The organism is Neobacillus sp. KR4-4 (assembly GCF_042136325.1).
GTDB lineage: Bacteria > Bacillota > Bacilli > Bacillales > Cytobacillaceae > Neobacillus.
In genome coordinates this window covers 52,888-78,703 of sequence record NZ_JBHHJU010000001.1, presented here as the reverse complement: position 1 = coordinate 78,703, position 25,816 = coordinate 52,888, and the positions used below count along the sequence as shown (strand labels likewise).

Annotated in this window: 24 protein-coding genes; 3 read left to right on the top strand and 21 right to left on the bottom strand. The window is 39.0% G+C overall.

What is annotated here, in order from left to right; all coding sequences use genetic code 11:
* Positions 1–17 precede the first annotated feature (17 nt).
* Positions 18–1,484: an alpha-ketoglutaric semialdehyde dehydrogenase GucD gene (gene gucD / locus ACE198_RS00415; RefSeq protein ID WP_098576072.1), complete on the bottom strand. Its 1,467-nt coding sequence runs from the start codon at positions 1,482–1,484 to the stop codon at positions 18–20.
* A 472-nt stretch (positions 1,485–1,956) separates the two neighbouring features.
* The gene (locus ACE198_RS00410; protein ID WP_375374291.1) at positions 1,957–2,184 is read right to left on the bottom strand and encodes a hypothetical protein; all 228 of its coding nucleotides are present in this window, start codon (positions 2,182–2,184) and stop codon (positions 1,957–1,959) included.
* 480 nt (positions 2,185–2,664) lie between these two features.
* Between ACE198_RS00410 and ACE198_RS00405 the strand changes: the two genes are divergently transcribed.
* A complete protein-coding gene (locus ACE198_RS00405; protein WP_375374290.1) occupies positions 2,665–4,113 on the top strand; it encodes a L,D-transpeptidase family protein in 1,449 nt (482 codons plus the stop codon).
* 118 nt (positions 4,114–4,231) lie between these two features.
* Here the strand turns inward: ACE198_RS00405 and ACE198_RS00400 are convergent, their stop codons facing one another.
* The 8 genes from ACE198_RS00400 to ACE198_RS00365 all read right to left on the bottom strand — a co-directional run bounded on the left by ACE198_RS00400 (position 4,232) and on the right by ACE198_RS00365 (position 12,765).
* Complete coding sequence (locus ACE198_RS00400) at positions 4,232–4,759, bottom strand: GbsR/MarR family transcriptional regulator (protein ID WP_375374289.1); 528 nt, start codon at positions 4,757–4,759, stop codon at positions 4,232–4,234.
* 102 nt (positions 4,760–4,861) lie between these two features.
* Positions 4,862–6,028, bottom strand: coding sequence for an amidohydrolase (locus tag ACE198_RS00395; protein WP_375374482.1), 1,167 nt, complete (start codon positions 6,026–6,028; stop codon positions 4,862–4,864).
* 74 nt (positions 6,029–6,102) lie between these two features.
* Positions 6,103–6,945, bottom strand: coding sequence for an ABC transporter permease (locus ACE198_RS00390; RefSeq protein ID WP_375374481.1), 843 nt, complete (start codon positions 6,943–6,945; stop codon positions 6,103–6,105).
* Positions 6,888–7,862: an ABC transporter permease gene (locus ACE198_RS00385; protein ID WP_375374480.1), complete on the bottom strand. Its 975-nt coding sequence runs from the start codon at positions 7,860–7,862 to the stop codon at positions 6,888–6,890. Before ACE198_RS00385 ends, ACE198_RS00390 begins: the two co-directional genes overlap by 58 nt.
* Positions 7,863–7,930: 68 nt before the next feature.
* On the bottom strand, positions 7,931–9,538 hold the full coding sequence (locus ACE198_RS00380; protein ID WP_251461989.1) for an ABC transporter substrate-binding protein: 1,608 nt from the start codon (positions 9,536–9,538) through the stop codon (positions 7,931–7,933).
* 34 nt (positions 9,539–9,572) lie between these two features.
* Positions 9,573–10,559, bottom strand: a complete 987-nt coding sequence (locus ACE198_RS00375; protein ID WP_375374288.1) for an ABC transporter ATP-binding protein — start codon at positions 10,557–10,559, stop codon at positions 9,573–9,575.
* Positions 10,552–11,550, bottom strand: a complete 999-nt coding sequence (locus ACE198_RS00370) for an ABC transporter ATP-binding protein (RefSeq protein WP_375374287.1) — start codon at positions 11,548–11,550, stop codon at positions 10,552–10,554. Before ACE198_RS00370 ends, ACE198_RS00375 begins: the two co-directional genes overlap by 8 nt.
* A gap of 48 nt (positions 11,551–11,598) precedes the next feature.
* Positions 11,599–12,765, bottom strand: coding sequence for a M24 family metallopeptidase (locus tag ACE198_RS00365; protein WP_375374286.1), 1,167 nt, complete (start codon positions 12,763–12,765; stop codon positions 11,599–11,601).
* Positions 12,766–13,025: 260 nt separating this feature from the next.
* Between ACE198_RS00365 and ACE198_RS00360 the strand changes: the two genes are divergently transcribed.
* Positions 13,026–13,859, top strand: coding sequence for an RMD1 family protein (locus tag ACE198_RS00360; protein WP_251462001.1), 834 nt, complete (start codon positions 13,026–13,028; stop codon positions 13,857–13,859).
* 69 nt (positions 13,860–13,928) lie between these two features.
* On the opposite strand, the gene bioB is transcribed toward ACE198_RS00360, so the two are convergent.
* The 3 genes from bioB to ACE198_RS00345 all read right to left on the bottom strand — a co-directional run bounded on the left by bioB (position 13,929) and on the right by ACE198_RS00345 (position 16,814).
* Positions 13,929–14,927: a biotin synthase BioB gene (gene bioB / locus ACE198_RS00355; RefSeq protein ID WP_375374285.1), complete on the bottom strand. Its 999-nt coding sequence runs from the start codon at positions 14,925–14,927 to the stop codon at positions 13,929–13,931.
* A gap of 298 nt (positions 14,928–15,225) precedes the next feature.
* Positions 15,226–15,384: a hypothetical protein gene (locus ACE198_RS00350; protein WP_375374284.1), complete on the bottom strand. Its 159-nt coding sequence runs from the start codon at positions 15,382–15,384 to the stop codon at positions 15,226–15,228.
* 68 nt (positions 15,385–15,452) lie between these two features.
* Positions 15,453–16,814, bottom strand: a complete 1,362-nt coding sequence (locus ACE198_RS00345) for a D-serine ammonia-lyase (RefSeq protein WP_375374283.1) — start codon at positions 16,812–16,814, stop codon at positions 15,453–15,455.
* Between the two features lie 321 nt (positions 16,815–17,135).
* Here ACE198_RS00345 and rlmN point away from each other — a divergent pair, with 321 nt between their 5' ends.
* Positions 17,136–18,194: a dual-specificity RNA methyltransferase RlmN gene (rlmN, locus tag ACE198_RS00340; RefSeq protein WP_375374282.1), complete on the top strand. Its 1,059-nt coding sequence runs from the start codon at positions 17,136–17,138 to the stop codon at positions 18,192–18,194.
* A gap of 232 nt (positions 18,195–18,426) precedes the next feature.
* On the opposite strand, the gene fabF is transcribed toward rlmN, so the two are convergent.
* From fabF to ACE198_RS00300, 8 genes are all read right to left on the bottom strand, one after another.
* Complete coding sequence (fabF, locus tag ACE198_RS00335) at positions 18,427–19,668, bottom strand: beta-ketoacyl-ACP synthase II (RefSeq protein ID WP_375374281.1); 1,242 nt, start codon at positions 19,666–19,668, stop codon at positions 18,427–18,429.
* A gap of 140 nt (positions 19,669–19,808) precedes the next feature.
* A complete protein-coding gene (locus ACE198_RS00330) occupies positions 19,809–20,084 on the bottom strand; it encodes a phospholipase A2 family protein (protein WP_375374280.1) in 276 nt (91 codons plus the stop codon).
* Positions 20,085–20,496: 412 nt separating this feature from the next.
* Positions 20,497–20,880 (bottom strand): hypothetical protein, encoded by a 384-nt coding sequence (locus ACE198_RS00325; protein ID WP_375374279.1) that lies wholly within the window; start codon positions 20,878–20,880, stop codon positions 20,497–20,499.
* A 191-nt stretch (positions 20,881–21,071) separates the two neighbouring features.
* Entirely contained in the window at positions 21,072–21,857 is a 786-nt protein-coding gene (locus ACE198_RS00320) for a DeoR/GlpR family DNA-binding transcription regulator (RefSeq protein ID WP_375374278.1), read from the bottom strand.
* Between the two features lie 319 nt (positions 21,858–22,176).
* Positions 22,177–22,968 (bottom strand): triose-phosphate isomerase, encoded by a 792-nt coding sequence (locus ACE198_RS00315; protein ID WP_098576090.1) that lies wholly within the window; start codon positions 22,966–22,968, stop codon positions 22,177–22,179.
* A 47-nt stretch (positions 22,969–23,015) separates the two neighbouring features.
* A complete protein-coding gene (locus ACE198_RS00310) occupies positions 23,016–23,915 on the bottom strand; it encodes a sugar phosphate isomerase/epimerase family protein (RefSeq protein ID WP_375374277.1) in 900 nt (299 codons plus the stop codon).
* Between the two features lie 86 nt (positions 23,916–24,001).
* On the bottom strand, positions 24,002–24,814 hold the full coding sequence (locus ACE198_RS00305; RefSeq protein WP_251462017.1) for a class I fructose-bisphosphate aldolase: 813 nt from the start codon (positions 24,812–24,814) through the stop codon (positions 24,002–24,004).
* A gap of 75 nt (positions 24,815–24,889) precedes the next feature.
* Positions 24,890–25,813, bottom strand: a complete 924-nt coding sequence (locus ACE198_RS00300) for a dihydrodipicolinate synthase family protein (protein WP_375374276.1) — start codon at positions 25,811–25,813, stop codon at positions 24,890–24,892.
* Positions 25,814–25,816: the final 3 nt, after the last annotated feature.

The following is a 25,816-nucleotide window of genomic DNA, read 5'->3' as shown; positions in this document are numbered from 1 at the left end:
AACAATAGTGAATGGTTTTAGGGTTTCACAAATACTGTTTTAATTGATGTAAAGAATTCAATAGCTGCCTGCCCCTGTTCACGGGAATGGGAACTCGATTGCTTCATGCCTCCAAATGGAGCCTGCAGTTCAACCCCTGCACTTTCCGCATTGATCCTAACAAGCCCTGCCTCAATTTCGTTAATGAACGAGAGCATATGTCCAATATTAGTTGTAAATATTGAAGCGCTAAGTCCATATTGAACATCATTTGCAACAGCTAATGCTTCTTCCATTGTTTCAACTTTAATTAGTACTAAAACAGGCCCGAAGATTTCCTCTTGTGCAATTGTCATAGATGATTGGACATTTTCAAATATGGTTGGTTGTACAAAAAAACCATTATCATGTCCGTCTACTTCGATCCTCTGTCCGCCATAAAGGAGAGAGGCTCCTTCGGAAAGTCCTTTTTCGATGTAGGACAAAACAGTATACAATTGACTTTCATTGGCGCAAGGCCCCATCCAAGTATCGTTATGTAGACCATCGCCAACCTTTAAAGCGCTTACTTTTTCTAGTAATTTTTGTTTGAATTTATCATAGACATCACTTTGCACAATGACACGGCTTGTTGCCGTACATTTTTGTCCAGTAGAACGTAGCCCACCGCTAATCGTTGCTTCTACAGCCAAATCCAAATCCGCATCGGATGCTACAATTACCGGATTTTTCCCACCCATTTCCAGTTGGTATTTTGCTCCCCTTGCAAGGGCACCTTGTCCAACTTGTTTACCAATATGATCAGATCCGGTAAATGTGATTCCATTAATATCAGGATGATTAATAATTCCCTCTCCAATTACTGAACCACGACCGGTGATCATATTAATCACCCCAGCTGGAAAACCTGCTTCGTGGAAACATTCAATTACTTTTGCAGCAGTAATGGCTGTCTCTGAAGCTGGTTTAAGTACAACCGCATTTCCGTACACTAAAGCAGGGGCTATTTTCCAAATTGGAATGGCCACTGGGAAATTCCAAGGCGTAATAACTCCCACGACCCCAAGAGGTATACGGGTAGTAAACATTAACGCATCTTTATCGGTGGACGGAATAACATCTCCGATTTTTCGCATCCCTTCACCCGCATAATAACGAAGAATGGCCACCCCGCGAGCAGTCTCCCCCTTCGCTTCAGGAAAGGTTTTCCCCATTTCTCGGGTCATTGTTTCTGCGACTTCATCTATACGCCTTTCCAAAATATCGGCAGCTCTATTTAGAAATTCTCCTCTAGATGGGCCAGCTAATTTTCTCCAATGTCTTTGAGCTTCCTTTGCCGCATATACCGTTTGATCCAAATCCGCTTTGGAAGATTCCTGAACATAACCTACTATTTCATTTTTATTGGCTGGGTTTATACTCTCACCTACCACTTGTGAAGAGGAAGAAATCCATTCTCCGTTAATGTAATTAAGGTACGTTTTGATTTCTGTTTGAACTGTCATATTGTTCACTCCATTCAATAGTACTTGATCAATTAGTTAATCAACGAGTAAGCGATTACTTACTTAACACTCGTCGTGTATTAAAGTTTTGGATTGGATTATCAATATTCCTAAAAATTAGCCCCCTCGATTTCTATTCGCCTCCTAAATAGTTCACAAGTTATGAACTTGTTAATTTTATGAACATGTTCACCATTAAGGTAATAGTAGCATAAACACCACAAAAAAAACAATTACATTTTTAAATATTTTTAATATTTTAATTATGGGTAAAGTGTAAATTTATCGACCAATATGTGGTGGGTATTTTTCTCGTTCGTTGGATCTACCTATTCAATTCTTTGTTGAATATAGTTTCTATATTGCTGTCATTAGTTCGGATTATCATTCCCTAATAAATTAAACAACCCTTCAGATTCCTGATGGGCTGTTTGTTATTAGTTTTATTCATGGTTAGTTGACTTTCTTTCCACTATTCCGCTTTTTCTAAAACCGTCCTCCGCCTAATGCTATATTCCACACTTGCTCCCCAGGACACTGTGTTTAGATTCGGACTATTGCTGGGGGGCATGTACCCGCTGAAAAAGCCCAATTTTTTTAGTTGAGTTTGGGCCTCTTCTCTTGTAATCGTACCTGCTCGTTCTTTTTCCATGATAACCTCGGCCTTTGCTTTCGTATCTTCATCGAGATTGGAGAACATATCAGCACGGTTGCCCCCGCCGCCGTCTGGGCATCCTCCAGGGCCAGTGCTTTAATACAAATTCTTTGCTTTTAATAGAAGAAACATGAATTCACAAATCTTCAAAATTTTTTTCTTAAGGATTGTTTAAGGTTGGTATTTAATAATAATATCTCTGCCCTCGATGGAGTGAAATCAGCCATTATGTTGAGCTATGACGGGAATTTTTAATGCTTAATACACATCCATGAAAGAAGCTGATTATTGTTGCATTTAATCAGCTTCTGTCCATTTTTTTGTTTTATTTACCGGCTTTGCGGGAAATACATATAAAATTTCACTCTTAGACAAAATGTGACAAAGTTCACACTATAAAATCTAGTAGAATAGTATTAAAATTTAAGTATAATATAATATATTGAAGTTTGGATGCAGAACCAAAGGCTTAAAAGTCGAAGGACGTCGAAAGCTGGGTTGTTAGGTAATTTGGGGGGAATATTTGTGGAAAATGTGGCAAAAGAATCAGTAGGAGAAATAGGTCAACGCCAGTCGAAATCAACGAAATGGTATAAGAACTGGAAATTTATCACAACCGGTATAATCGTTATCATCGCAATCATATTTGCGGCAATCAGCTATTATCAGGCAAATTACTTTAATTCACATATTGAAATTAATAGCACAAATGTCGGAGGATTAACTCCTGATGAAGCACTCAATAAATTAAAATCGTCTGTCTTAACAAATAAGGTCTACGTTGGACAACAACAAATTTTAGATGGAAAAGATACGAAGATGGAATTTACAGAGGAAGATCTGCCAGGTGTTAAAAAGTTATTAAAAAGCCAATGGTCAATTTTTCCCTCTTCAAAGGTGAAAGAATATTCCTTATTGCCGAGTAACATCGATCAGTATCGAAGCCAAGAAATGAAGAAACAAGTTGAAGAGAAGCTTGTAAAAATGAATAAGAACTTAACTCCGCCTAAAGATGCAAAGGCCATTTTGAAAGAAGGTACAGTCATCATTTCAAAAAGTAAGAATGGTGAGCAGTATGATGTTGCCAGTCTTTTAAAAGACTTCGATAAGCATGGATATACTAGTGAAATCCATTTGAGCCCTGTATACATCCAGCCAATTAAAGAAGACAGTCAGATTGTCAAAAATGAAGAGAAAAAGCTGCAGGATCTTCTTCAACAAACCGTTGAGTACAAAGTCCAGGACAAGGTTTATTCTTTAAAAGGCAGCGAATTAATTAAAAACGCTACGGTTTCAAAAGACATGAAGGTTAAGATTGACAAAGGTGATCTTAAAAAGAAAATCGAAGAAATAAATGAGTCTCAATCCACATTAGATAAAAATTTTAAATTTAAAACCCATTCAGGTTCAGTCATTTCAGTTAAAGGACAAGGTTATGGCTGGGCATTAGACGTGGCTAAAGAAACCAAACAGGTAAAGTCCGCTTTTGAAAAAGGAACGACCTCCGTTTCTGCATCTAATACGGTCGGACATGGCTGGAGTGGTGAAGGCTACGGATACGATACCACAACAAACAATGGCATCGGTGATACATATGCGGAAGTTTCGATTGCCGAACAGCGTATTTGGATTTACAAAAAGGGTAAATTAGTCATCACAACGAATGTCGTGACTGGTAAACACAGCACTGGGAATGATACATCAAAAGGAGTGTGGTATATCCTCTATAAACGAACACCAGCCACACTAACGGGCAGAGAGCTCGGAGGAAAACCGAGTTATGAAGTACAAGTTGATTATTGGGCACCATTTACGAATGATGGACAAGGATTTCATGATGCGGGATTTCGATCAAACTGGGCAAGTAATGCCTACTTAAATGCAGGATCGCATGGCTGCGTTAATACACCGCCAAGTGCTATGAGTACCGTATATAATAATCTTAGTACATACGAACCGGTTATCGTCTATTAAGACTGTAAATTAAAAGAGATTGGAATTTTCCAATCTCTTTTTCTGTGCTTTAAATGTACCTTATACATCACTATTTTTTTCAGGGGAAAACTATCTTAAGGTAAATATAATCAAAACGTTATTTCATTACTTTTTCATTTACTCCCATTTTCGGAATAAAATCAAAAATTTCATGTGATTCAAACGATTGGATTAGACGATTAAGCCAATCAAGATACTCCAAACCAGAATGAAGCTTATTTAAGTCCTTCTCAATTAACTCTTTCGATTCCTCATCTAGATCGCCTTTTTCCTTTATCTCATTTAATTCATCAATAAACTTTTTCAGCGCAGTGGTTTGTGGAAAGACGGATTTCCGCCAATGATAACAAAAGAATTTGATAAAACTGTCATAATTGTCTTCTTCAACCTGGTAGATATCCTTTCGTTCTCCCTTTTTCCAAACCTTTTTTACTAAGCCCATTTCATCCAGTTCTCTTACAGCAATACTCATACTTGCTTTACTCATGCCTAACAGTTCTGTCATATCATCTAAAGTCATCGGTTTTTCAAAATAATACATCACGGACATTAAACGTCTAACGGTATGAGGCATGGAGAATAATGTCTGATGATCTGAGTTATGATCAATTATTTGGTCTCTCACCCTCTTGAGTTCATCATTCAATCCATTTCACCATCTTTACCTAAATTTTCTCACATTACTTCTACCTATTAATTTAAACTAAATTTATAAAAAAATATATGGTTAGTTGCTTAATATCGCTGAAATAAAGATTTTCCCGATATTTATCATTGACCTTTCATCCACATCAAATTTCGGATGATGATGAGGATACACGGCATTTAAGTCTGGATTTCCTCCCCCTACCCAAAAGAATGTTCCGGGAACCGCGTCAACGTAATAGGCAAAATCTTCTCCACCCATATCAGCGGGTTTAACAACCACATTTTCTTCCCCGAAAATATCGATAGAAAGTTCTTTAATAAAGGCTGTTTCCTTCGGGTGGTTATACAAGGAGATATAACCCTTTGTGTACTTTACATCGATTTTAGCGCCATGCTTTGCTCCTGTTTGCTCTGCAATCCGGTTAAGCTCTTTCTCGACTTGTAGTCTAACATCTTTATCGTACGTTCTTACGGTACCCTTTAAATAGGCTTTATCCGGGATGACATTATGGGCATTCCCACTATGGAAAGCTCCAACTGTGACTACTGCTGGATGCAGAGGGTCAATCCGTCTACTCACAATGTTCTGTAAGTCGATAACAAGATGGCTGCCGATGACGACTGGATCAATACAACGATGTGGTTCTGCCCCATGTCCACCCTTACCATAAATGGTAATATCATAGGCATCCGATGCGGCATGTACATATCCATCATTCAATGCTATGGTTCCAATTGGAAAATTCACTTCCACATGTGCACCATAAACTTCATCGACTCCCTCCAAACATCCATCTGCGATCATGCTGACCGCACCGCCTGGACTCAATTCTTCGGCATGCTGATGGAGGAAAACGACCGTTCCCTTTATTTCATTTTTCACTTTACTTAATGTTTTGGCTACTCCAAGTAAGGCGGCAGTATGAATATCGTGTCCACATGCATGCATGACACCGGGTACTTTTGATTTATAAGGGACTTCCTTTTCATCATCGATTGGCAGCGCATCAAAATCCGCCCTAAGAGCAATGGTCTTCCCAGGCTTGCCGCCCTTTAAATACCCTACTACTCCATTTCCGCCAACACCTGTTCTTACTTCTAAACCTAAATCTTTTAAGTAGTTTGCAATGAACTCTGGAGTTCGTTTTTCTTGAAAAGAGAGTTCAGGGTTCATGTGTAAATCTCTTCGAATTTCAACAAGTTCAGAATAGATACCTTCTAGGGAATCAAATGCCTTCTGCATTATAGTAATAACACCATTTTGTAACAAAATAAAAACTCCTTTCTATCATCCTAGTAGTTGTGTAAAACTCTATTTTTCTAGTGCTTCATACGGGGATCAAGGGCATCTCGCAGGCCATCACCCAAAAGATTAAAACCAATAACGACTAGCATAATAGCTATACCTGGTGACACCATTGTCCATGGGGCTTGGGTGATAAACTGTCTGGAATCAGACAACATTTTTCCCCACTCGGGATTGGGTGCTTCTGCACCTAAACCAAGGAAGCCAAGAGCAGCAGCTTCTAGGATTGATGTTGCTATCGCAAGTGTCCCTTGAACGATGACTGGTGCCATGCTATTAGGTAATACGTGATGGAATAGAATTCGTAAATCTCCCATTCCAATACTTTTTGCAGCGATAATATATTCCTCTTGTTTCACACTTAAAACCTTCGAACGGATGAGCCGGCCAAAGTTTGGTATATTAATAATGGCAATCGCAATTAATGCATTGGATAATGAAGGGCCCAGGATCGTTACGATCGCAATCGCAAGCAAGATGCTTGGGAATGCAAGCATGATATCAAATGCGCGAGAAATAAGCGTATCTACCCAGCGGCCATAATAACCTGCCAATATACCTAAAATACTCCCCACTATGATGGAGCCCAGTACAGAGAAAGTCCCTATCCATAAAGAAATTCTTGTACCGTAAATAATTCTCGATAATATGTCTCTCCCAAAATCATCTGTACCTAACCAATGGCCGGCTGACGGAGATTGCAATCTTTCAGCTAGTTTTTGGTCATTAATTCCTTCTGGTGCAAGCACGGGTGCAATAATAGCGATAATTACAAAAAACGATATGATCCCGAGACCAATTACCGCCAGCTTATTCTTTCTAAATCGCCGCCACGACTCAAGCCAGGGGGAATGAATCTCCTCATTTGAATAACGGGATAATCCCTAAAATTAATCGCCTCATAAATATATCGGCCAATTCCCGGCCAGCCAAAAATCGTCTCTGTTAGAACAGCACCGCCTAATAAAATCCCCATTTGCATCCCTATAATAGTAAGTACTGGGATTAATGCATTTTTTAATCCATGTTTGTAAACTACCCAAAACATGCGCATTCCTTTAGCTTGTGCCGTACGGATATAGTCTGAGCGCATAACTTCAAGCATGCTGGACCTTGTAATCCTAGCGATAATCGCCATGGAAATCGTTCCAAGGGCACATGCCGGCAAAATCAAGTGTTTTACCACAACATTAAATTGACTAAAATCCCCTTGTATCAAGGTATCTATTAAATAAAAATTAGTAATCGGAATAACAGGATCGCGAACATTCTCTCTGCCTGTAGACGGCAGCCAGCCTAAGTCAATTGAGAAAAACCATTGATCCATTAATCCCAACCAAAATATAGGCATCGATATCCCTATTAAAGCAATCACCATAGCAGTATAATCAAACCATGAGTTTTGAAACCAGGCACTAATTATGCCAGCATTCGTCCCAATAATGATGGCAATGAGAAGAGCAGCAACAGATAATTCGATCGTAGCGATGAAAAATGGCCATATCTCCTGGCTTATTGGGACTCCCGTCCGTATAGATGTACCTATATCACCTGTAAACAGGCCCTTAATATAAGAAAAATATTGAACATACCATGGCTGATCCAAACCTAATTGGCTGGTCATGCTTGCAAGGGATTCTTTGGTGGCTCGCTGACCTAAAATTAATTGGGCAGGATTACCGGGGATGAGTCGTAATATAAAAAATACGATAAGGGTCATCCCAAATAAGACAGGTATTAACATTAATAGGCGCCGTATGGTATAAGAAATAATCGTAATCACCTCTTAACATATTCATTATTAGTTGAGCAGGAGGGCACTCCACCCTCCCGCCTATTCCATTATTTAAAATCAATTTTAGTTGTAATTACTCTTCCTGTCGGATGAGGATCAAAGCCAGTAATATCACCTCTTGCTGCTAACACCGGTGTTGTATGCACTAAAGGAATAATTGGGGCATCATCATGCATGATTTGTTGTACATGCTGATACATTTCGTTCCTTTTTCCTTCATCTGTAATCGATCTTGCTTCAGTTAAAGTCTTGTTTACCTCATCGTTTGAATAACGAGTTGAGTTTAGGCTACCGATATTGTCTTTATGCCATAATGAGTAAATGAAGTCATCCGCATCACCATTCGCACCTGTCCATCCAAGGAGGAAAGCATCTGCTTCCCCAGCTTTCGCTTTTTCTAAATATGTCGCCCATTCGTAAGTGACAATTTTTGCTTTGACTCCAATCTTAGCAAAGCTTGATTGAAGGAATACTGACACTTTATTTGCATCAGGCATATAAGGACGAGAGACGGGCATTGCCCATAATTCCATATTAAAACCATTAGGGAATCCCGCCTCAGCTAGGAGCGCTTTCGCCTTATTTACATCGTATGGATAGGCAGCAATTTCATCATTGTATCCTTCGACTGCTGGTGGAATTGGGTTTTTAGCTGGAATCGCTTGACCGCCGAAGAATGCTTTAATCATTTCGTCTTTATCAATGGCATAATTTAATGCTTGGCGAACCAACTTATTATCAAAGGGCTTTCTCGTAACTGTTAAACCTAAATATCCAATATTAAGAGAAGGCCTGGATAGAATCTTAAAATTTTTATCCGCTTCTATTTGTTGAATATTTCCAGGATCTACACCGTCCATCATATCAATTTCCCCACTCATTAATGCATTTAAGCGAGCTGTATTATCTCCAATTGTCCGGAAAATAACTTGATCCATTTTCGGATAACCTTTTACCCAGTAATTTTTATTTTTACTTAAAACAATTCGATCGTTTCTTTTCCACTCATCGAAGACAAATGGACCGGTACCCACTGGATGGGTGCTATAATCTTTACCGTATTTTTCTATTGCTGCTGGACTTGAGATGGAGAACGGTGTTAAGGCGAGGCTTTTTAAAAATGTCGGCATAACATGTTTCAATGTAAATTTCACTGTAGTGGCATCCACGGCTTCTACAGATTGAAGGTTATGAGTCTCATCTCCCTTAAACCCTCCAAAAACGGAACCATACACAGGGAATTTCGCAACATCTTTTCCATTCATCCAACGCTCAAAATTATAAACGACCGCATCTGCATTGAAATCTGTCCCGTCTTGAAATTTAACACCTTCTTGAAGTTTAAAGGTATACGTCAATCCATTATTGGTTTCTTCCCATTTTGTTGCTAATAGTGGAGCAATCGTTGTTTTTCCTTCAGCAAATGTCACTAATGTTTCTAAAATACTTTGGGAGACATTTTCCGATTCACTATCAGTAACCTCTGATGGATCCAGAGAAACCGAATCGCCGCCCCGGGCAAAGACAAAGGTCTTTTTACCTTCTTGGGCTTTTGAGTCAACTTGATTTCCTTTTCCTGATTTTGAGCATCCCACTAATGCAATAGATAGTAAAAAAGCACCCAGAAGAATAAAAAGTAACCGACTAGTTTTCATTTAATCAATCCCTCTCCCTATCTTTTATAATTTATTAATGCAGTTCCCCATCATGATAAAGGTGACAAGCAACATAATGAGATGGCTCAACTTCCTGAAGTTTAGGACTCTGTGACTGACAAACATCCATGGCTTTAGGACATCTTGTATGAAAAGGACACCCTTTAGGAGGATTAGAAGGACTTGGAATATCACCGGTTAAAATCTCTTTTTCATTTCTAACAGCTTTCGGATCCGCAATTGGTACAGCTGATAATAGAGCTTTGGTATAGGGATGCAATGGGCCTTCATAAAGGCGTTCACTCTCGGTCAGTTCCACTAAATGCCCCAAATACATCACGCCAACCCGATCACTAATATGCCTGACAACTCCTAGGTCGTGAGCAATAAAAAGGTACGTCAAATCAAATTCCTTTTGTAATTCCTGCAGGAGATTTAAAACCTGTGATTGGATCGAGACATCTAGTGCGGAAACAGGTTCATCCGCTACGATTAATTTGGGTCTTGTCATTAATGCTCTGGCAATACCAATCCGCTGCCTTTGTCCTCCGCTGAATTGATGAGGATAACGCTTGGCGTGATAGCTGCTTAAGCCCACGACCTCCAGCATTTCTCTGACCTTTCTTTTCCGCTCCTCCGCACTGCCAATTCCCTGTACAATTAAGGGCTCTGATAAAATTCGTTCTACCGTATGTCTTGGGTTTAATGAAGCAAAAGGATCCTGAAAAATCATTTGCATTTCTTTTCGAAGGCTTTTCATCTCTTTCCTTGAAAGTCTTGTAATATCTTGATCTTCAAAGTAAATTTCACCATCTGTCGGCTCTAGTAATCTCATTAATAGCCGGCCAGTAGTGGATTTCCCACAGCCGCTCTCACCTACTAATCCCAATGTTTCCCCCTTTTTTATATGAAAAGAAACACCATCGACGGCTTTTACCGAGCCTACTTGCTTACCTATGATGCCTCCTTTTATCGGGAAGTGTTTCCTTAAATTCTTAACTTCTAGTAAAGTATCAGACACTGTAGCTCACATCCTCTACTGTTTCGTGTAAGAAGCAGCGGACACTCTGCCCTTGACCACTATCAAGTAATGGGGGATTTTCTGAAAAACAGCGATTCATCGCAAACTCGCAGCGCGCTGCAAATGCACATCCTTGTTTGATGGATCCAGGCTTTGGTACATTACCAGGGATGGAATATAGCTTGTCTATCTTCTGATTGACATCAGGAACTGATTTTATTAATCCAATCGTATAAGGATGTTTTGGATTTTCATAAATCGATTCAACATCCCCCTCCTCAACAATCTTACCTGCATACATTACAATTACCCTTTTGCAGACTTCCGCGACGACTCCTAAATCGTGGGTAATCAGCATGATGGCTGTCTGATAGTTTTCATTTAATTTTTTCATAAGTCTTAATATTTGAGCCTGGATTGTCACATCCAGTGCGGTTGTTGGTTCATCCGCTATCAATAATTTAGGCTCACATACCATTGCCATTGCAATCATCACACGTTGTCTCATTCCACCAGATAATTGGTGGGGATACTCATCAATTAATTCTTCCGCTCTCGGCAGGCCCACAAGCTTCATAATTTCAATCGCCCGATTCCTAGCCTGTTTTTTATCCATTTTTTGATGAAGTCGAACGGCTTCAACTAATTGATTACCTATCGTATAAACGGGATTAAGAGAGGTCATTGGTTCTTGGAAAATCATCGCAACATCATTTCCGCGAATCTGCCGCATTCTTTTTTTAGGTAGTTTCGTTAGGTCCTCACCGTTTAATAATATTTCACCGCTTACGATTTTTCCCGGAGGATTTGGAACCAATCCCATGATCGATAAAGATGTAACGCTTTTTCCACACCCAGATTCACCGACAACACCTAGAATTTCCCCTTTATTAATATGAAAACTGACATTATCTACTGCCGGGATGGTTCCTTCATCCGTAAAGAATGATGTCGTTAGGTTTTTCACTTCTAATACAGGTTTACTCCTCATCGTTTCACCTCTCTAATGACATGGTATATCTCGGTTAATTCATTCTTCTTATTTATGAACAAGATTTTGAGGTAAGTGTGTAAGAAGTTCAGATCCATCTTCTGTTACTCTGATCGATTCACTGACGACAAATCCTGTGTCAGCTTGAAATAGTGCTGGTAAGATATGAAGGGTCATATTTTTTTGTAAAATCGTTCGGTCTCCAGGACGAATACTAATCGTCTGTTCACCCCAATCTGGGGGATAACCGATTCCAATGGGATAACCAACGCGGGATTCTTTTGTTATTGTAGATTTTGCTAATATCTTGTTCCAGCTCCTAGCAACCTCATAACAGGTTACCTCTGCTTTAATCACTTGAAGCATTTCTTGTAAGCCTTCTAGAACAATATTTACAATATCGATGTATTTCTGAGGAGGAGTGCCTATGTAAACGGTTCTTGCTAATGGTGCATGGTAACGATGAACACAGCCGGATAATTCTAGGGTAACAATATCATCTTTTTTATATGAACTGTTTGTCCAAGACAAATGTGGTGCTGATATTTTATTACCAGAAGACATGAGAGGAATAATCGCTGGATAATCTCCAGCCTGTAATTCAGTCCCTTTAATCAGGGTTTGATAAATTCTCGCAGCAACGTCTGATTCTTTTACTCCTTCATTAATAGAGTCGATGGCCATTTTCATCGCGTTAGCAGTAATTTCTCCTGCTAGTTTCATATAGTAAATTTCCATATCCGATTTAATCATTCTCACCTGATTGACTAAAAAGGATGCATCTTTAAACTGGCAATTAGGTAGTTTTTTTTGGAATTCCATAAAAGAGGTAACGCTTAGAGAGTCCTGACCCCATTCGAGACCAATCGTTTTGTTGGTAACACCCTTTTCAGATAAAACATCAGCAAAAAAGTGCATCGGATGTTTCGTGTTAGATTGGACGAAATCATCTCCATAGCCGAAGATATTCTCTATACTGAGCCATGTGGAAAATTCTGCACCGGGAACATCCATCTTCCTGCCAATCCACAGCGGTTCCGGCTCATCCATCAGAACGACTACACCTTGAATGACATAAAAGGAGTAGCCATCATAACCTGAAAGGTAATTCATGTTTGCTGGATTTGTAGTTATTAATATATCAATCTCTCTTTTTTGCATTTCAGCCTTTGTTTTATGTAATCGCTCTTTAAATTCTCCGGCCTCAAATACCATGTACAAACCTCCTTCTCTATTATACCTTTCGAACATTTAAAACGTTTAATATTTTCTAAACGAACAGGCAATAAAAATTGGCAATACACTAATGCCAAACCAGTATATTGACTCTTCTTTCATAGCATAACAAATATTTTTAAAATTTAAAACATTTAATTTTTTCTAAACGTTAAAATACTCCTTTTCAGTGTAAGCATGTTTTTGAAAGAAGTAGAATAAAATCGAAAAAAGGACAAATCACTGGAAAGGTGATCAAAGTGAAAGAAATAACCTTTAAAGCATTTGCTGTCACCCATGAAATTGACTTGAACAAAATTGCCATTCATTGCGGGATTCCCAAAAAATTCACTTGGGAACAACCGTTAATCCTCAGAGGCGCTATTCTAGAATCAATTCTCCATAACCATGTCGACGATTCGCAAATGGTCCTGATCTTTTCCTTTGGAAGTATCGTCTTCATTAATCATTTATGTGCTGATGAGATCGAGAGTTTATTGCATTACATCCATTCCTTCGAACCAGATTTTGACATTAAACAAGCGGACAGATATAGCGACGATTACTGCCTTCATATTACAGAAACGGAAAGCCTTGAATTGACGGATGAATATGTAGTCGTCCCTGAATATGAGGAATTTTACCCTGAATTGATTTCTACAGTAATAGCAAAGTCCGTGGCGCTTGAAAAGACAGAGGAACAACTTGGGCAAATCCATGACAAACTCGAAACCATGATCGACAGACTGGAGAAAGGCAACCTGCGAATTGGTAACAAGGAGCTGGCCCGGACTACGGCAAAAATCGTCCGTCACGAATACAACACCCTTGCGTATATCATGATTTTGGATAAGCCTGATATTACCTGGACGAGCAGCGCGGCCAGCGGTTTTTATGACAGAATGGTGGAGTTTTTTGAATTGAACGATCGCTATAAAATATTGAAAAGCAAAACGGAGATTTTATATAACATCATGGACGGTTTTTCCACCATCAGCCATTCCATTCGAGGATTATTCGTGGAATGGATCATCGTCACTCTTATTGTCATTGAGATTGTCCTGACGGTTTTGGAAATTGGCGGCTGGCTATAAATAAAAGGTGACACCCGGTGCCTTCGGACTGGGTGCCACTTTCCTTTGATTTAGTATTAGAATAAACCTCTAGTTTAAGCTCGCTTTCATTTCTTCTACAGATTCAACCTCAAACCCTAAATCGAGTAACATTTTGTGATCTTCGGATTCTTCTTGTCCAGTGGTCGTTAAGTAATCACCGACAAAGATGGAATTGGCTGCGTAAAGACCCAATGCTTGTAACGAACGTAGGTTGACTTCTCTTCCACCTGAGATCCGAATTTCCTTTGTTGGATTGATAAAACGAAATAAAGCCAATACCCTTAAACAATATAGCGGGCTCAATTCTTTTACTCCTTCTAATGGAGTGCCATCAATCGCATGTAAGAAATTAACTGGGATGGAATCCGCATCAAGAGCTTTTAAGCTATTAGCCATATCAACTACATCTTGCTTTGTCTCCCTCATCCCAACAATGACACCTGAACATGGAGACATTCCGGATTCCTTTACTGTTTCCACCGTATTAACTCGATCATCGTATGTATGGGAAGTTGTGATGTTTGCATGGTTGCTCGCTGATGTATTGATATTATGATTGTAACGATCTACTCCGGCTTCTTTCAGCTGCTTCGCTTGTTCTGGTTTTAACAGTCCAAGACAGGCACAAACTTTCAATCCATATGTTTCCTTTATTTCTTTAACTGCCTCCACTACATGTGCAACATCTTTATTAGTTGGCCCTCTGCCACTAGCCACAATACAGTACGTCCCTATATTTAAATCATGTGCACGTTTTGCACCTTCAAGTATCGCATCCTTATCTACCATTCTGTAAGAATTAATCGGTGCTGTCGAAATAGATGATTGAGAGCAATAACCACAATTTTCGGGACAGAGTCCAGATTTCGCATTCAAGATCATATTAAGTTTTACCTTTTTTCCATAATATCGCTTTCTGATTTGAAAAGCAGCGTGCATTAGCAGAAGAACGTCATCATCTGGACATTCTAATATGGAAAGTGCCTCCTGATTGGTTATATCCATCCCATCTAACACTCGATCTGCAAGATTCATCCATTTATTCATCTTTATCCCTCCATTTTAAAATAAATACTATCTATTCTTTTATTGTAAACTATAACAATAAATAGGTTAACAATAAAACGAAATAATCGTAAATAAAATTAGATTCACTCATTGAAACACTAGATTCGCTCGATGCAGTCTAAAATTCGCCCATTGGAACCCCATATTCGCCCATTAACCTGAAAAATCCGCCCGTTGATTAGAGAAATCGGTGACAAGGCGCAAAAAAAAGCGGGAATATCTCCGCTTTTTCTTGAAAATCACGTATTCTATTGAAAATATAAACACTCTTTTGTCTCTATTCAGGCAAAGTGCCTATTACCATACCTTGAACACTCTCCCGGTAACGCACCTTTTGTTTTTTATCAATCTGACCGTCTAACCAACCAATCATATCTTCTAAAAACTTCACTTTTCCCTCTTCATCAAAAGGGCGATGCTTGGCCAAAGTATACATTCAAGTTCCCGTTCAAATAAAAAATTTTTCTCAATAAAAACACAGGGGTCAACTACCCCTGTGTTGAATTACTTTTGATTGTCTAACGATAAATTCAATCCTTTTTGATAATATTGCTTCATCATTTCTTCAGGAACCATATTTCCACCAGTCCCCCAGATAATATGTGTAGCTTTACTCATTTTTTCCGTTAAATTATGCTTCAGTAAATAATTCGTTCCATCTTTAGATAATTTAATTGGTCCTATCATGCCTGCTAGTGCTGAAGGTTCTAAACGAATCCCCTCTGTATCAACTAGTTCCTTTAATAGCTTATACAACTGTTCATCGCTAACCGTATAATTACCACTTAGAAACGGTTCTATAGTTTTACCTACAAATCCCGATGGTCTTCCTACAGCAAGTCCATCAGCGTCAGTTACATTATCAAGACCAATATCTTGCACAGAAATTTTATCATGAAGTCCAGTCATTAAACCAAGTAACATACATGGAGAGTGGCTAGGTTCTGCAAAGAAACAGTGAACATGGTCTTGATATACTAACTTCAAACCAAAAGCTATTCCGCCAGGACCACCGCCTACTCCACATGGAAGGTAAACAAACAAAGGATGATTTTCATCAATTGTTATCTCTAACTCTTCTAATTGTTTTTGTAATCGAGATGCTGCTACTGCGTATCCTAAAAATAGGTCATAAGAATTTTCATCATCTACAAAATAACATGCAGGATCCCTATCTGCTTGGAGTCGACCTTCCTCTACTGCTTTACTATAATCCGATTCATATTCAATTACATTAACATTTTTGCTTCGAAGTAAGTCTTTTTTCCATTGTTTTGCATCAGCCGACATATGAACGGTCACATTAAAACCTAACTTTGCACTTATGATGCCTATACTAAGTCCTAAATTTCCAGTCGAACCTACTGCGATGGAGTATTTGGAGAAGAAGGTTCGAAACCTATCACTATCTAAAATGGAATAGTCATCTTGAATCGTCAACAATTGATGTTGAAGAGCTAAATCTTCGGCATGTTTGAGAACTTCATAAATCCCGCCCCTTGCTTTTATAGACCCTGATATAGGGAGGTGACTATCACACTTAAGCAATAATTCTCCGAATATCGGTTGTCGATAATTCTGCTCTAAAGATTGTTTCATAGAAGGAATTCTCACCAATGGAGATTCTATTATCCCATTCTTCTTTTTTGTTTCTGGGAAAACCTTGGCAATATATGGAGCAAAACGTTTCAATCTTTCCTCTGCATCCTTTACATCATCTTGAGTAAGGGGGGATTTTTTAATTCCTGTTTTAAACTTTTCAATTTTAGGATTTAACCATAATATTTCATTCATCGAAATGAGTTTGTTTAGTAAAGGATAGTTTTCTCTCCATGTTTGTAAATCTCCGAATTCAATCTCTTTCACTTTGATAGTCCTCCTCATTGACTTGATTATAGTCTTCAGCACCACGTAAAATATAATTTAATAATTGTTAAATGCAGTTTAACATATATTTGAAAACGGTGACCCCGCCAATTTTTTAATTTTTTTATTTAACAAACGACTACACTTCAATAACAACCAATTAAAGGTATTTTTTTATAATGTGTCTTTTCTTGGTATAATAGATATTGTTTTTAAAATTACATGTATGGTGATTAGCTGATTTAGAGTCAATTCACTATTTATATAGTAGGTAAAGATAAATTTTAGTAAGTTTTATCGTTACGAAAAGAGGAGGAACATATGAATAAACAGAGTATATACGGATTAACGATCGATCAATTAGCCGCCTGGCTTGAGGCCCACGGCGAGAAGAAGTCGAGAGCACAGAAAGTTTGGGAATACCTTTATCGAAAGCGTGTTACAGCATTCTCGGAGATGACGGAAGTTAATCCAGAGTGTGTTCAACTATTAGCAGACAACTTCTTGATCCAAACCTTACAGGAACACATTAAACAAGAATCCGCTGATGGCACGATTAAGTTTTTGTTTAAATTGCAGGATGGCAATTTAATCGAAACGGTTTTAATGAGGCAGAAATACGGCCTTTCCGTTTGCGTGACAACACAAGTAGGCTGTAACATCGGCTGCAGCTTTTGTGCAAGTGGGTTATTAGCGAAAAGCCGCGATTTATCCAGTGGGGAAATTGTTGAGCAAATTATGAATGTGCAGCTGCATCTGGACAAAAAAGGCCGGGGAGAAACCGTCAGTCATGTGGTCGTGATGGGCATTGGGGAACCTTTTGATAATTTTGAAAACCTATTAGATTTTATCAAGGTAATTAAAGATGATAAAGGACTAGCCATCGCGGCTAGACGGATCACCGTCTCCACAAGCGGTCTTGCGGACAAGCTGATTGAGTTCACGGATAAAGGGCTGCAGGTAAACCTTGCAGTGTCATTACATGCGCCAAATAATGAACTTCGTACACGTATTATGAAAATAAACCGGGCCATTCCGATTGAAAAATTAATGAAGGCGATGGAGTATTACGTAGACAAAACAAATCGACGGATTACGATTGAATATATTCTGTTGCGAGATGTTAATGACCATAAACAAGAAGCTGTGGAGCTTGTCGACCTGCTTCGTCCACTCGGTCAGAAAGTCTATGTAAACTTAATTCCATATAACCCGGTTGATGAACACAGTCAATATCAACGAAGTGAACAGGAATCGGTATTGTCCTTTTATGATACGTTGAAAAAGGGCGGGGTTAATTGCAAAATCCGCCAAGAGCATGGTACAGACATTGATGCAGCATGCGGACAGTTACGAAGTAAACAAATAAGAAATGCTTAAGCATATTTTTTTGTAGGTAAGATCGGGTAGCGATACCCGGTCTTTTTTTGTCGATGCGTATTTCGACATTCTTCCCTACATTTCCCGGGAAAAAATCCAGTTGATACAAGGGTTTAAACTTAAACTAATCAATCGTTTGGTTAGTTTTATTTTTGTCGGAAATAGTCCAAACATATAGAAAAAAGGTATCTAATTAATATTTAGACACCTTCGTTTTAGCTATTTGCTATCGTTACTCGGTAAACTTTTTAAAAATTAACGTGGCGTTATGTCCGCCAAATCCTAATGAGTTGGATAAAACGACTTGAACATCCTTCTTCTTCGCCTCATTGGGAACATAATCTAAATCAAGTTGTTCATCTGGCGTTTCGTAGTTGATGGTTGGTGGAATGATTCCTTCCTTGATTGCTAGAACAGAGAAGATTGCTTCAATTGCTCCCGTCGCACCCAATAAATGGCCGGTCATTGATTTGGTGGAACTAACTGATAATTGATAGGCGTGTTCTTTGAAAACTTCTTTAATGGCTAATGTTTCATACAAATCATTATAATTGGTGGATGTCCCATGTGCATTGATGTAGTCGACTTGTTCAGTGGAAATATCCGCATCGTCTAATGCTAATTTCATAGCCCTGCCAGCCCCTTCTCCGTCTGGTGCAGGTGTGGTAATATGATGGGCATCACCAGTGGCGCCATATCCAATCAATTCTCCATAAATCTTAGCGCCGCGGGCCAGTGCGTGTTCTAGTTCTTCTAGGACCACAATTCCAGCCCCTTCTCCAATCACAAAACCATCGCGATTCTTATCAAAAGGCCGGCTTGCTGTGTTCGGATCAGGATTTTTAGAAAGAGCGGTCATATTCGAAAATCCAGCTACGGTCATTTCAGTAATCGTTGCTTCTGTACCACCCGCAATCATCATCTCCATATCCCCTTTTTGAATGACGCGGAATGCATCACCGATGGAATTGGCCCCGGATGCACATGCAGTCACCGAACAATTGTTGATTCCTTTAGCACCCAGCGCAATGGAAACTTGTCCAGCTGCCATGTCTGGGATAAACATCGGAATGGTAAACGGGTTGACTCTTCTTTGTCCTTTTTCAATAAACTTCCTATGTTGTTCCTCGAATTCACCTAGTCCGCCAATTCCTGAACCAATCCAGACACCGACCCGTTCTGCTGGAATGTCTTCTCCGATCTGAATCCCCGAATCCTTTACAGCCATTTGACTTGCTGCTACCGCAAACTGGCTATAACGCCCCATCCTTCTTGCTTCTCTTTTATCCATAAACTCTTCTGGTGCAAAGCCCTTTACTTCCGCCGCAATTTTAATATCGACCTTTTCTACGTCAAAGATAGTGGCTGGGCCAACACCCGATACACCATTTTTAATATTTTCCCATGTTGTTTGAGCATCATTCCCCAAAGGTGTGACTGCTCCAATACCTGTAATCACTACTCTTTTACTCATAATAATGCTCTCTCCCACCCAGTTATAAGTTACCTACACTCTATAGTGTATCGAATTCAGAGAGGATGGACAAATTGATTGCAAACGATTTTAGGATTTAGTTTATTCAGATGGAAGCAAATGCTTTAGCAATATAAGAACTATTTCGGACAGAAGGTTGTTTTCAGTTTCATGAACATATACATTAATCGTGCATTTCTACCCTTTTGCGTATGAGGATTCATTTTTGTGCTGAGGCATTTTATGAATTGTTTGTCACAATAACAAGAGGAATTCCCTTGGCTTAAACAGCGATCATGATGGTAACAGCAGTTATCTACATCATTAATGGGTCTTCCCGGCCCGCTGCATCCTGGACCGCACCAGCGATAATTTGGAAAAATACAGAGGGGCAGGCTGTTTTTTCTCCGTGTCAATATCTCCACCTCCTAGAAATTGATTACTATATTAATATGAAAAAATAAAAAACCTGATTAGACTCGTTTTATAAAAAGATGTTAATCACAGCTGCAGCCCACATTCCAATAGGAATTTATTTTTGCTTGCAGTTACATGGTTCTCTAACAAGCTATGTTGGAATATAAATAAACATATATATAAACTTCACTTGAAAGGGGAATCAATTCTTATGGATTTTTGTATTTCTTGTGGGAGTGAATTATCCAAGTATGAAAGGAATCGAAGTGAATGCTGGGAGTGCATGGATACCACCACGGAAGCTTATACAGAAGAGGAATAACAATTAAAGCATAAATGGCCCCTAGTCCAATAAGGATAGGGGCCATTGTATTTTTATCTAGAGTGATCATGTACTCAATTAAGGGTATTCTAACGCTCTCGCTTTGTTACTGATAATTCTTTTATTTTCTCAACCCAATCCTTGAACGTTCCAAATTCACTTGCATCGAACCCGAAGTGTGTCTTTATGATGTGGACAAATTCGCTCTCATGATCGTGGAAAACTCCATCAGAATAAATAAGCTGAAAGATTTCGGTTAAGACGATATATTTAGAGCGTTCACTTTTAAATTCCGTTAAAATTTCTTCTATAGAGAGACCCTCGAGCTCATAATCCTCCAGCTCCATTTCCCTTTGATATTTTTTTAGCAAGGAATTTTCATATATGGATAATTTGCCATCAATTCTGGCAATCATTGCAGCCAATTCAAGAAATGCGATTTTTTCCCTTTTCTCTAGTTCTTCTAAAAACATTACACGTACCTCTCCTTTTAACCTTTGTTATATTTATACGAACAAATCCCCATAAGGTTTCATCGCACTTTTGTATATGATTCCCTAATTAATTATTAATATAGAAAGATCCTTCTACCTATTTCAAAAAAACCCAAGAAGACAAGAGCAGTTCTGCCCTTGTCTTAACTTTACCATTTGATTATTATGCCTTATTCTGCAATCTCCAGTTCAATTCCATTGGAAGTGAAAAAATAACTTATTTCTTCAGAAACAGGTTCGTCCGTAATAAAAATGTCGATTTCATTAGGACGCGCAAACGTTGCAATGGAACTTTTGTCAACTTTACTATGATCCAGCAATGCAATGACTTTATTCGCAACGGAAACCATGACCTTTTTTAATTCTACTTCATATAAGCTAAAATCAGAGAGGCCATCGCGAATATTAAAAGCGTGGGCAGATGTGAATAAAATATCAATATTAATTTTCCGTAATAGCTCCTCCCCTAATAACCCTTCGATGGAATTAGAATTGTTCCTAACGATTCCGCCAATGATAATGACGGTTAAATATGGATTCTCTTTTAACATCGCCGCTGTTGCAATTCCACTTGTCACGACTGTTAATCTCTTTTTTGTGTCGCACAAAAATTTGGCTAGTTCGAAACAGGTTGTACTCGCATCTAAAAGAATACATTGCCCCTCTTGTATATACTTAAGCGCACTCTTACCGATCCTTTGTTTTTCCGCGCGGAATTTCTTTTCGCGAATTTCATAGTTTTTTTCAAGTTGATCCGATTCTTTATTAGTTTCTTCCGCTTTCAGCATCGCCCCGCCATGTGTACGTAATAGCAAGCCTTGTTTCTCCATTTGGTTTAAATCCGATCGTATGGTGGCTGCAGAAATATTAAGCAAACCGGTCAAATCATTTACAGTTACGACTCCCTTTTCTGTCAGTAATTCAATTATTAAATTTCTGCGTTGATCTGCGAACATAGTTCCACCCTTTCATTTATTTTCGAAAGTTTACTAAACATTCTACCGAAATAATATATTTATTCATATTATATAGCTAAATGGCTAAAAAGTCCTGTTTAATCACCGAATATGCTAAAATATTTATTTTTTCCATTTAAATCTACTTTCACTTTATTTTGTTTTATTTTGCTTTACCGCGTTAATTAAATATATTTGAAAATAAAGGAAAACAAAATTTCATATTTCTTACCAAAGTAACCAATAAAATCGGAAAAAAAAGTCCCCTCCGAAGTAGAGAGAAGACTTCGCTTCTCTTCCTACTAAAGAGGAGATTCAATCATAGAACTTGACTTGCTTTACTTTCTAGATGTAATTCAAGTTGCTTTAGAATGACTTGGAAACTGTCGATGTTCCAAGCAGCTCTGCCAATAAAGAGTCCATTCACATTTTCTAAATCGATATATTCAAGAAAATTATCATGATTCACACTGCCGCCATACAAAATCGGTATTTCACGGCCAACTTCTTCAAAAAGCCCTTCTAATGTATGTCGAAGAAAGTCATGGATTTCAGAAACATACCCGGCATCTGCAGGAACGCCCTGCTCGCCAATCGCCCAGACAGGTTCATAAGCGACCAGAACCTCCCTTGCCTGTTCCCTGGATACTCCCTGCAGGCAAACCTTTAGCTGTGCTGCCAATGTTTCTTTCGAAATCTGCTGTTTCTTCTGCTCTATGTTTTCTCCAATGCAAATCAGAGGCTTCATTGAATAGCGTAAGGCAGCATGAACTTTTTTATTAATTGCTGCATCCGTTTCATTAAAATATTGTCTGCGTTCCGAATGGCCAAGCTCAATCATATCAATACCAATTTCAGTTAGCATTCGCGGAGAAATCTCTCCTGTAAATGCACCACTATCTTCCCAATGCATGTTTTGGGCCCCCAAATAAATATCGGAACCAGCGGTTATCTCTTTAATAGGAAGAAGGGATGTATGAGAAGGAATAATAAATAATTGGAGATTCGAAGTGATCGCTTTTGAAATCTGTCTAAGTCCTTTCGTAAAGTCGATTCCTTCTGCGATGGTCTTTGTCATCTTCCAATTAGTCCCGATCCAAATCTTATTCATCTAGAAACCTACCTCCCTCGTCCAATCTTTTCTTGTTGATTCTATCATTATCTACTGGCTACTAAATTTAATGCTTTTTCTAAAATTGACCGGACGATTGTTTCATTCTCTTGGTAATTGTCCTTATCTTTCCCTCTTACTTCCACAGCGACACGGAGCCCATGTTCGGATTGGAGACTAAGTTCGTCAGCTTTTCGTAAAATATCACTGATTTTCTCAATAGTTAAGAAGCCTGGTTCTCCAATAGGCATATGGAAATCCCCATATAATTCACTGTTCGGATCGACCACCGCATTGGAAAAATGAATCTGATGAATCTGTGCTTTTGCTAGTTCTAATGCCTCCGAAATGTCTTCCTTATTTAAGGCAGCATGCGCGGTATCAAAGGCTAAACCAATATTGCTGTGCTTTTTAGCCACACTTGAAAGCAATTCAACGGTATCACTCATTGGACCAATCAGACGTTTTTTATGGGCAAAGCGATCCAAATGTTCGACCAACACATTCATTCGATATTTGCCGGCTTCCTCGCAAATATCACATAACGCTTCATAAAAGCCTTCCATCGCTTCAAGTCGACGCTCTGGGCCTGGATCTGGACCTGGAACAAAGGCAATATTGCTTGCCCCGCACTCTGCAGCCAAATAGATATTCTCTTTAATCTGACGAACGGATTCAGAGCGCAATTGTGAATCCAACGAGGAAACATCCAGCTTGTTTTTATCTATTAAAAAGGTTAACCATTGTGTTAGTTGAAAGTTGTATTGTTCCTTTAAGGCCAAAATACGTTTTCTCTCTTGATGGTTTTGCCCGTCTGCTATTTCATACGAGCGATAAAAACCATCAACAGCCATTTTTTCTAGCAAATTGACAGTGAAATCTTTTTCTTGTTGCATTGGAAAATAAATTTCAGGGACAAGCAGGGATGGAATAAACCGGGTACTCATTTTACATTTCTCCTTTATCGATAGGTTATCAAATGCTTCTCTTGTTATTCCTAACTATCAGTTAAATGACACAGCCATCCTATGTCTTAGGCTTGAAGCAGAGCAAAGCTAGATTGATAGCTTTGGTAAGCATCTGCGGGCGTTCCATTTTGATGAATAATTGTATTTAACCCCGCCACGACACCAATTGGATTTTCATCTAGGGTAATATTCCGACCAACAGCCACACCTTTTGCGCCCACATCCATGCAATGTTTTACATAATTGAAATAGTCAAGGATGTTATCCGTTTTTGGCCCCCCTAACACAAGAACGGGCCGTTTGGCAGCTTCAATGATTTTCACATCAGCTGGATCTCCAGTTAATCTAGTCTTAATAATATCTGCTCCCAACTCTGTCCCGATCCGTGCTGCTGCGGCAATCGTCTCGATTTGATTGGATTCTGGGCTTGTCACATGATAGCTATACGGCAGCGTCTCACACATATATGGAACATTCCAATTATCTGCCGCTTTGGCAAGTTCCCAGGCCATTTTGTGTGAGGCCGTTTCACCATCCGCACCGGGGAAAGTCATCGAAATAACACTGTCTGCCCCAAGCTTTAGTGCATCTTCAACCGAAAGAATGTCCGTAGTCTGGGGAATCCGTGCATCAAATACGCTGGTAGATAAGTCAGCACGGACAACCAACCCAACGTCCTTAAAGGACTCTGCGTATAATTTTGCCATTCCATATGTAACAATGACAGCATCAAGCCCGTTCTCAATCAGCTGTGGCAAAAGGGCAATCGTTTGATCAATTCCTGCCGTCTTGGTGGAGAAATAGTATCCATCCAACGCCAGTGTAATTGATTTACCATCATTTGAAAAAATGCGTGACATTCTTCTTGTTTTGGACATAACCGGCTCCCTTTCTTTGTTTACATCTCTAAACCTTGTAAAAAAGATCCCACGGTGGAGATCTTTTCTTCTAAATTATTTAACTGGTGCACTTTCTAATAGGTCCGCTTGAACGAGAATCTTTTTAAGCTCCTCAATCTTTTCAGCACTTAATGACCTTGCTGGTGCTAGAACGTTCGTGGAAATATCCATTCCCCGCAATTTCATGGCTTCCTTTACCACACTTACAAACGGTGAATCAAGTTTGTACATAGTTGGCAATACGGCCATTCGTTGGTGGAATGATACTGCTTCATCAATACGGTTCTCTTTGAACCCCTTGTAAACACCAAGCGCTAATTCCGGAGCGAAATTAACAGAAGCACTAATCGCACCATCACCGCCAAGAGTCAAGGTTTGTAGGAAATGATCGTCAAAACCAGAGAACACCACAAAATCCGGATGTTTCCCTTTCATGGTTAAAATCATGTCGCGAATATGTGAAACACTTTCAACTGTTTCCTTGATTCCAACGATATTCTCATGTGCATCAACCAATTTAAGGACAAATTCCGGAGTTAAATCCTGTCCTGTCATGGTTGGGAAATTATAAAGTAAAATCGGTAAGTTAACAGAATTGGCAATTTCACTATAATGAGCAAATAAGTTTTCTTCAGTTAAATTCCAAAAGTAAGGGTTGATGACCACTACCGCATCTGCTCCTACTGATTCGGCATGTTGACTGAGCAGCACGACTTCACGTGTATTCGTGCTTCCTGTACCAATTAAAACTGGCACCCTGCCGTTTACATATTCGGTTGTGAACGAAGCTACTTCTTTGCGTTCTTCCACAGACATTTGTGAAAATTCGCCGCCTGTTCCTAAAAAGAACAAACCATCCACACGAGCTTCAATTAAGAAATCAATAACAGTTGCCATTCCTTTTTTATCAAGTCTGCCTTGTTCATCAACAATAATTGATACTGGTGGAATAACTCCCTGGAATTTTTTATTTGTCATTTT

Bases quoted from the DNA above. Each gene is read 5' to 3' on its own strand.
- fabF (WP_375374281.1), bottom strand. From the start codon at position 19,668: ATGAGTAAAAGAGTAGTGATTACAGGTATTGGAGCAGTCACACCTTTG.
- ACE198_RS00325 (WP_375374279.1), bottom strand. From the start codon at position 20,880: ATGTTTTTAGAAGAACTAGAGAAAAGGGAAAAAATCGCATTTCTTGAA.
- rlmN (WP_375374282.1), top strand. From the start codon at position 17,136: ATGAATAAACAGAGTATATACGGATTAACGATCGATCAATTAGCCGCC.
- ACE198_RS00365 (WP_375374286.1), bottom strand. From the start codon at position 12,765: ATGGTATTTGAGGCCGGAGAATTTAAAGAGCGATTACATAAAACAAAG.
- bioB (WP_375374285.1), bottom strand. From the start codon at position 14,927: ATGAATAAATGGATGAATCTTGCAGATCGAGTGTTAGATGGGATGGAT.
- ACE198_RS00370 (WP_375374287.1), bottom strand. From the start codon at position 11,550: ATGAGGAGTAAACCTGTATTAGAAGTGAAAAACCTAACGACATCATTC.
- ACE198_RS00410 (WP_375374291.1), bottom strand. From the start codon at position 2,184: ATGTTCTCCAATCTCGATGAAGATACGAAAGCAAAGGCCGAGGTTATC.
- ACE198_RS00350 (WP_375374284.1), bottom strand. From the start codon at position 15,384: ATGTATACTTTGGCCAAGCATCGCCCTTTTGATGAAGAGGGAAAAGTG.
- ACE198_RS00310 (WP_375374277.1), bottom strand. From the start codon at position 23,915: ATGAGTACCCGGTTTATTCCATCCCTGCTTGTCCCTGAAATTTATTTT.
- ACE198_RS00320 (WP_375374278.1), bottom strand. From the start codon at position 21,857: ATGTTCGCAGATCAACGCAGAAATTTAATAATTGAATTACTGACAGAA.
- ACE198_RS00300 (WP_375374276.1), bottom strand. From the start codon at position 25,813: ATGACAAATAAAAAATTCCAGGGAGTTATTCCACCAGTATCAATTATT.
- ACE198_RS00305 (WP_251462017.1), bottom strand. From the start codon at position 24,814: ATGTCCAAAACAAGAAGAATGTCACGCATTTTTTCAAATGATGGTAAA.
- ACE198_RS00315 (WP_098576090.1), bottom strand. From the start codon at position 22,968: ATGAATAAGATTTGGATCGGGACTAATTGGAAGATGACAAAGACCATC.
- ACE198_RS00380 (WP_251461989.1), bottom strand. From the start codon at position 9,538: ATGAAAACTAGTCGGTTACTTTTTATTCTTCTGGGTGCTTTTTTACTA.
- gucD (WP_098576072.1), bottom strand. From the start codon at position 1,484: ATGACAGTTCAAACAGAAATCAAAACGTACCTTAATTACATTAACGGA.